Genomic DNA, 6,991 nt, shown 5'->3' on the forward strand with positions numbered 1-6,991 from the left:
GACTCGCGGTAGTTGATCGTCATGTAGTGGCCGAACACCTTCGCCACCCCGTAGGGGGACCGCGGCCACAGAAGCGTCGTCTCGCGCTGGGGGACTTCCTGAACCTTGCCGAACATCTCCGAACTGGACGCCTGGTAGAACCGCACGCACGACATGTCGGTCCCGGCGTAGAGCCGAGTGGCCTCGAGCATATTCAGCACGCCCAGCCCGGTGACCTCGGAGGTGAGCCGGGCGTTCTCCCAGGAGTAGGCCACGAACGAGATCGCGCCCAGGTTGTAGACCTCATCCGGCTGTGCGGCGTTGAGTGCCCTGATCAGGCTGGACAAGTCGGTCAGATCGCCGGTGAGCAGTTGCACGCCTGGGACGGCCCGCTCGACCAGATCGCGCTTAGGGTTGTTCTGTCCTCGGATGAGTCCGTAAACCTCGTACTCCTTCTCGAGGAGTAACTCGGACAGGTAGAGCCCGTCCTGGCCGGTAATTCCCGTGATCAGTGCACGCGGCATCGAAACCCTTTGCATCGAGGTCTGCCGAGAGTGGACGCCCGGTACTCTACAAGGGCGGATTCCGGGCGAACTTTGCCACGTTCGAGCTCGGTGCCGAGGGGAGCGCGGTCGGGCGGCGGGGGAGCGCGGGTATGGGACGGGCTAGGACGGTATCGCTCCGGCGAACCGGTCCCGTTCCGTTACTGTGTCGTCACGATTTGCCAGCGGAGGTGCCGTTCGATGAGCAAGATCGCCAAGGCCATGGCCGCTCCAGTGCGGAGGTACTTCAATCCGCGCTTCGAGTCGCTCAACGGTCGGCTCATCGCATTGCAAGAGCAGGTCGCCCGGTTGTCGGAACAACTCGAGCGCAACGGCGTCAACCCGATCAGCGAACGTGAGGAAGCCGAGCTAGTTCAGGCGCGGTACCTGGCCCAGATCGACGTCAGCGATCACAACCGCGGTGGTAGGCCTCCGACGTTCGCGGAGCTGGAGGGCCAGGCGGCCAGCGCTGCGCAATGCGACGATCCGGCTTATCTCGAGTGGTGCAAGCTGCTCGAAGGTTGGGACGCGCCGACCGGCCCGATACGGCAGTACAACCGCAAGCTGTGGGAGTGGGCCTACATCGCCGAGGCGGTCACCCAGGCCGGCCTCATGCAGCCAGGCCGGAGTGCCGTGGGCTTCGGCGTCGGCAACGAACCCCTGCCCGCGCTGTTGGCATCGCGAGGTCTCGACGTGCTCGCCACAGACCAAGGTGTGGCCACTGATGACCACTGGATGGCATCAGGTGAGCTGAATACCGGGCTGGCCGGTTTGCGCCGCCCGCGGCTGCTTAGCGATGGCGAGTTGGAGCGGCGGGTACGGGTACGCGAAGTCGACATGAACGATGTACCCGACGACCTCGGCACCTTCGACGTCGTGTGGTCGTCCTGCGTCGTCGAGCATCTCGGCAGTCCGCAGCGAGGGCTTGACTTCATCATTGAGTCCTGCGGCCTGCTCGCGCCCGGTGGTATCGCCGTCCACACCACCGAGTTGGAACTGACGCCTAAGGCGACGACGGCCGACTACGGAAACTGCGCCGTCTATCGAATCAGCGATCTGCTGGCGTTGGCCAAGCGACTGCCAGAGGCGGGTTGTACGGCCACGTTCAACTTCGCCGTGTCCATGGATCGACCGGAGGATCGGTGGGTGAGCCTGCAGGCCGTCGGCCACCACGCGGCACTGCCCGACACCGCACACCTCAAGCTAGCCATAGCCGACTCCGTGTCGACGTCATTCGGGACGTTGATCCGCAAGCTGCCGTAGCTGCCGGCGCCCGCGTCGCGCATCGCGGCAGCGTGCGGCAGCTCATCCCGGAGCGGGTTGTCCGGTGAGAAACGCCCAGGTCTCGGCCGCATAGGTGTCCCAGGTCCGTCGCCCGTCGGCGCCGGCCTCCGTGCGCAGCCGCTGCCAGAGCTGCTCGTCCATGAGCAGGCGACGCATCCCGTCGGCGATTGCGTGATCGTCACGCGGATCTACCAGCAATCCACCGCATGGCTTGCCGTGCGGCGCGACGATCTGACGCATGCTGCCGAAGTCGCTCGTCACGACGGGCGTGCCCACGGAAAGCGCCTCGGCAATCGGTAGGCCGAAGCCCTCATTGAGCGACGGGAACACGACGAAACGAGCCAGGCGGTACGCGGCCCATAACAGCTCGTCCGGCAGGCCAGTGCTAGACACGACCTGCCGACCCGCGCGCTGCAGCTCATCGACCCGGGCATCGAAACGCTGGACCTGCCAGGCTCCTGAACCGACCAGGACGAGGTTGAAGCGTCGCCCTTCCCGCCACAGCAACTCCGCCGCGTGCAGTACGGCCAGATGGTTTTTGCGCGGCTCGTGACTTCCCACGACCAGCACGAGCGGCGCGCCCGGAACGCAGAACCTGCGCCGGGCCTCGGTGAGCGCATCGACCGGGGACGGCGCGGCCTCGACCGGAAGCTCGATCTGCGCGATCTGTGGACCTTGGAACCCAGCCGCTCGGGCCATCCGCCGCCAGCCGACCAACTCGCCGGCTGATGCCTCCGAAATCATCGAGACCCGGTTCGCATAACGCGCCGCAGCGAGATAGCCCAGGTAGCTGCTACTCATGCCGGGCGCCACCGTCCCGCCACTGGTCACAGGGATGCAGTCGTATCCGATGAAGTTCAACGGCGTTCGGCCGAAACGCCCCAACGCCTGCAACGCTCGCGCCCGCGGCGGCTCTGCGGTCAGCTCAGGGGAGATGTAGGTACCGCGCCAGGGGACGAGACGAGTCCTGTTCTTCGGTCCAGGTCCGGTCAGGCTCATTCGGTCGCGTTCGGCGGCGGTCAGCGGGCGCAGCGTGCGATAACCGTCGGACCAGCCAACGAACTCGGGCTGACCGAGCGCCTGCCAGCGCGGGGCGATCTCGCGGGCGACCCGCTGGATACCGCTGATGCTGTCCGTGCCGGCAGTGTGATTGACGTCGACAATGATCGCGTCGGTGAGGACCTGCACCTCGGCAACGTCACCGTCCGCGAACCGCCGGGTCAGCGCGTCGCCCTCCTGACCCAGCAACGCTTCTGCACCGTCGAGGCGAATCGCGCGGGCCGCCTCTTCGACCTGCGCTACGTCGGGAAACCGGCCGCGCAACACCGCGAGGGTCAACCAGAGGGCGCCCGGCGTGCCTTTCTCTAGCAGTTCCGCGACGGCGGGACGCAGTTGGCCTGGACTGTCGTCCGCGACCGGCCAGCCGACGGCGTCGACGACCTCCCGCAGCCTGACCGCGAGCACGTGCGGCGAGGTGCGCAGCGCACTCATGTCTCTCCTAACGTCAGGTACGCCCAGGCAGCCGCCGCGTAGCTGTCCCAGCTCCCGAGATCGCGTGCGCGGGCCTGCTCGCGCAACCGCGCGTACGCCTCGTCGTCGGTGAGCAGCGTGCGCATGGCATCGGCGATCGACCGGTCGTCGCGCGGATCGACGAGCAGGCCACCGAGCGGGTTGCCGTCGGGCGCGACGATCTGTTCCATGCTGCCGAAGCGGCTCGTGATGACCGGAGTTCCACAAGCGAGCGCCTCGGCCGCAGGCAGCCCGAATCCCTCGTTGAGCGAGGGAAACAGAACGAAGTGGGCCAGCCGGTAGGCCGCCCACAACTGCTCGTCCGGCAGCGCGGTGATCGAATCGAGCGGACGGTTCGCCGCTTGGCCCTCGGCGACCTTCGCCCGGAACGGCTCGGCCTTCCACGAGCCTGAACCGACCAGCGCGATGTTGAACCGCAGGCCTTCTCGCCAGAGCAGCTCGCACGCGTGCAACACGGCGAGGTGGTTCTTGCGCGGTTCGTGACTGCCCACCACGAGTACGAGCGGCGCGCCGGCCAAGCAGAGCCGCTGCTTGGTCTCCGCCAGATCCTCTGCGGTCGACGGTGCAGCCTGAACCGGAAGGCCAACTTCCGCGAGATCCGGCCCACGGAGCCCGACCGCGCGGACCATTCGTCGCCAGCCCGTGAACTCCGCGGCCGAGGCGTGTGAGGTGACTGCGATGCGGTCGGTGTAGCGCATGGCCGCAAGAAACATCGAGAAGTTGCTGGTCATCCCCGGCGTCACCGTCACGCCGCTCGTCATCGGAATGCAGTCGTGACCGATCGCGGTGACCCGAGTGTTCGCAAAGCGGGCGAGGCCGGCGAGGTGTCGAGTGCGCTCACGTTCGACGGCGAGTTCCGGCAGCACATGCACACCCCGCCACGGGATCAGCACCTCGCAGGCGCGAACCATCGACCGAGGATCCGGCGCCGTTCCCAGCACCCGGCGGTACTCGTCGCCGGTCAGGGCACGAAACGCCACGTACTCGTCCGCCCAACCGACGAGTGTCGTGTCGTGCTCGGCGACCCAGCGCCGAACCGTCTCGCCCACCACCCGCTGGATACCGCTGACAAAGTCGACGTTCGCCGTGTGGCTGACGTCAACGGTCACCGCTTCGGACAGCACCCGGACTCGTGGAACGGAACCTCGCCAGGCGGCGGCCCGCAGCCCGGCTAGCTCGCGACGCACGACCGTGGCCGGCCCGTCCAGCCGGGCGAGCCGCTGCGCGTCCTCGATTGCCGCGACGTCGGGGAACTCGGCCCGGAGCACGGCCAGCGCGAACCAGAGCACGGCCGGATCACCGCCGGCGATCAGGTCGGCGACCGACGCGGCCAGATCACCGTTGGCCGCCGGCGCACCGCCCGGCTGCACCGTCTCGATGATCATGCGAAGCCGCGCCGCCGCGATTGACGACGTGGTTAACTGCCTGCGCTGGCGTTCGGCTGCGTCCGCCAGCCGTCCCATGACCGCGGTAGATCTGTTCACCGCGTCAGACGGCCCCGTCGACGACGAGGCGCCATAGGTCGGCCGCGTAGTCGGCCCAGCTGCGTGACGGCTGCGCGCGAGCGAGCGTCCTGAGTTCGTCGATCAACGCGTCATCGGTCAGCAGTCGGCGCATCTGCGTGGTGACGGCGTCGGCATCGTTCGGATCGACGACCAGGCCGCCGTGACCGTCGGCCAACGACCGGACACTGCCGATGTTGGACGCGAGGACCGGTACGCCCAGCGCAAGTGACTCCGCGACGGGGAGCCCGAAACCCTCGTGCAGCGAGAGAAACGCGGTAAACCGCGCTGCGCCGACCGCTCGGGTGAGGTCGTCGTCGCTGACCTCGGACGCCACCGTGATCGGCCGGCCCGATGCCACCAACTGCTCGAGCCACTCGGTGAAGTCGGCGGGTGGCAAGCCGCCGCTGCCCAGGAAGTGCAGCGAGAACATGTGCCCCTCCCGCCACAGTCGCTCGGCGGCTTCGAGCACCATGATCTGGTTTTTGCGCCGATCTATGCTGCCCACACAAACCACGCGGGCCGGCCCGTTTGCCGCAACCGGCGGCAGGCCGCCCGGCGCCGCCGCGGCGCCGGTCGGCAGCGGGCAGACGACCACTCGCGGGCCGGGCAGCGCTTGCGGGTGCACCATGTCCACGAACCCGGCGAACTCCTCGGCCGAGGGCTCACTGATACACGCGACCGTCGACGCGAACTTCACCACGTCGAGGTAGGCGATGAACTTTTCCTGGTCGTGTTGGGTGACGAGGTCCGCACTAACGACCGGGATGCAGTCGTAGCCAATCAGCCCGAGCGGGCTGCCTGAGTGCTGGCCGAGCGCCGCGAGGCGCTCGGCGTGGCCCGGCTCAGGTACCTCGGTCAGGATCACCGGGACGTGCCAGGGCGCGACGAGCCGGTGCGGACGACTGCCTTCGACTTGCTTCCCGCGCGAGCCGTCCGCCCGGTCGTGAAAGGACACCACGCGCTGCATCTCCGGCGGGTCGAGCCGCCGCATGGCGGTCCGCGAGGTGGTCCACGCGGTGAGTACGAATTCGTGGTGCTCCAACCACCGCGGCACGGTGTGCCGCACAACCCGTTGAATGCCTGTCATCAGCTCGTTTCGGGCGCTGAAGTCGACATCGATGACCGGGCGGTCCGTAATGAGATCCAGCTCGGCGACGGTGTCCTCCGGCGCGGCGATCATGGCCAGGCAACGGTCGAGAAGGACGTGCTGGGCGATGGCGCCCTGGTGAAGTTCCAACGCCCGCCGCACGTCCATCAGATCGTCGTGAGTCGGGAACTCACCGGTCAGCGCGATGAGGAGCAGCCACAGCCGCCCGTTGCCCGGGTCCTCAGCGACCGACCGGACAACGGCGTCCAGCAGCTGCCCCGCCGCGGCGAACGGATCGTCGTCGGTGGCCGGGACGGTTTCAAGCAGCACCGGAGCGACGGTGTGGAGTCGCTGCCACAGTGCCGGACGGTCGATGACAGGCGCCGTCATTGCGTTGCCGCGCGACGGCTCAGTGTGCGCGCCGCGCGCAGCGGTCGGGTTACCCGCCACGACACCGTCGCTCTGATCCGTTCGACTTCGCCGTGCGCAACTTGCAGCGCCGCGTCCGTCGCGGCGAGCCTGTCTTGCAGCTCGCGGTGCCACGCACCCTCTGCCGCTGACGCCGCCCAGCCTCGCAGCGCTTGTCCCCGCCACCGCACGAGGTCGTTCCATAGCTGTGCGTTCTGCGCTTCGAGCTCGCCTTTGGCACTGGCCAGCTGTTGGGTGTGTTCGTGCGCCCGAAGCAATGCGACGGGAATGAAGTCATCGAGGGCGCACGCCGGGTAAGACAGCGCAGGCGCGTATTCCGCGGCGTGCTCCTCAGCGACATAGAAGCGGGACACCCCGTCGAACAGGCAGAACTGATAGCCGGTCGCCAGAACGGACGGCTCCCACCCGTTGTAGGTAGGAGTCGCGGCCAGCGGCGCGGTCGCCTCAATCACCAGCACCCATGGCCGCCATTTGTTCAAGTCCACCGTGCTCAGCACGTCGGCTTCGGCGCCCTCGACGTCGATCTTCAGGATGTGTACATCGACGCCGGACAGGCCGTCCAGCGCGAAGATGTCGTCGAGCCTGGCCGTCGGCACCTCAAGATCAGCCATGGCGAAGCCTGCGCTCATATGGCC

6 protein-coding genes are annotated in these 6,991 nt (G+C 67.7%); 1 reads left to right on the top strand and 5 read right to left on the bottom strand.

Features of this window, described 5'->3' with window-relative positions; translation table 11 throughout:
• Positions 1-503 (bottom strand): GDP-mannose 4,6-dehydratase (locus VN779_RS04470; protein ID WP_325720400.1); only part of this gene is annotated, 503 nt, incomplete at its 3' end.
• A gap of 219 nt (positions 504-722) precedes the next feature.
• On the opposite strand from VN779_RS04470, the gene VN779_RS04475 reads away from it, so the two are divergent.
• Positions 723-1,784 carry a class I SAM-dependent methyltransferase gene (locus tag VN779_RS04475; RefSeq protein WP_325720402.1) on the top strand — a complete coding sequence of 354 codons (1,062 nt, stop codon included), beginning with the start codon at positions 723-725 and terminating at the stop codon, positions 1,782-1,784.
• Positions 1,785-1,826: 42 nt separating this feature from the next.
• Here VN779_RS04475 and VN779_RS04480 read toward each other — a convergent pair whose 3' ends face one another.
• The 4 genes from VN779_RS04480 to VN779_RS04495 form a co-directional block, all read right to left on the bottom strand.
• Positions 1,827-3,296 carry a glycosyltransferase family 1 protein gene (locus tag VN779_RS04480; RefSeq protein WP_325720404.1) on the bottom strand — a complete coding sequence of 490 codons (1,470 nt, stop codon included), beginning with the start codon at positions 3,294-3,296 and terminating at the stop codon, positions 1,827-1,829.
• Entirely contained in the window at positions 3,293-4,720 is a 1,428-nt protein-coding gene (locus tag VN779_RS04485; RefSeq protein WP_325720406.1) for a glycosyltransferase family 1 protein, read from the bottom strand. Before VN779_RS04485 ends, VN779_RS04480 begins: the two co-directional genes overlap by 4 nt.
• A gap of 103 nt (positions 4,721-4,823) precedes the next feature.
• Entirely contained in the window at positions 4,824-6,257 is a 1,434-nt protein-coding gene (locus VN779_RS04490; RefSeq protein ID WP_325720408.1) for a glycosyltransferase, read from the bottom strand.
• A gap of 56 nt (positions 6,258-6,313) precedes the next feature.
• On the bottom strand, positions 6,314-6,991 hold a 678-nt coding region (locus VN779_RS04495), incomplete at its 5' end, for an FkbM family methyltransferase (RefSeq protein ID WP_325720410.1).

Origin of the sequence: Actinocrinis sp. (assembly GCF_035605935.1) — a bacterium.
Taxonomy (GTDB): Bacteria; Actinomycetota; Actinomycetes; order Streptomycetales; family Catenulisporaceae; genus Actinocrinis.

Excerpts from the sequence above, each read along its gene's own strand:
- VN779_RS04485 (WP_325720406.1), bottom strand. The coding sequence starts at position 4,720 with ATGATCATCGAGACGGTGCAGCCGGGCGGTGCGCCGGCGGCCAACGGT.
- VN779_RS04475 (WP_325720402.1), top strand. The coding sequence starts at position 723 with ATGAGCAAGATCGCCAAGGCCATGGCCGCTCCAGTGCGGAGGTACTTC.
- VN779_RS04480 (WP_325720404.1), bottom strand. The coding sequence starts at position 3,296 with ATGAGTGCGCTGCGCACCTCGCCGCACGTGCTCGCGGTCAGGCTGCGG.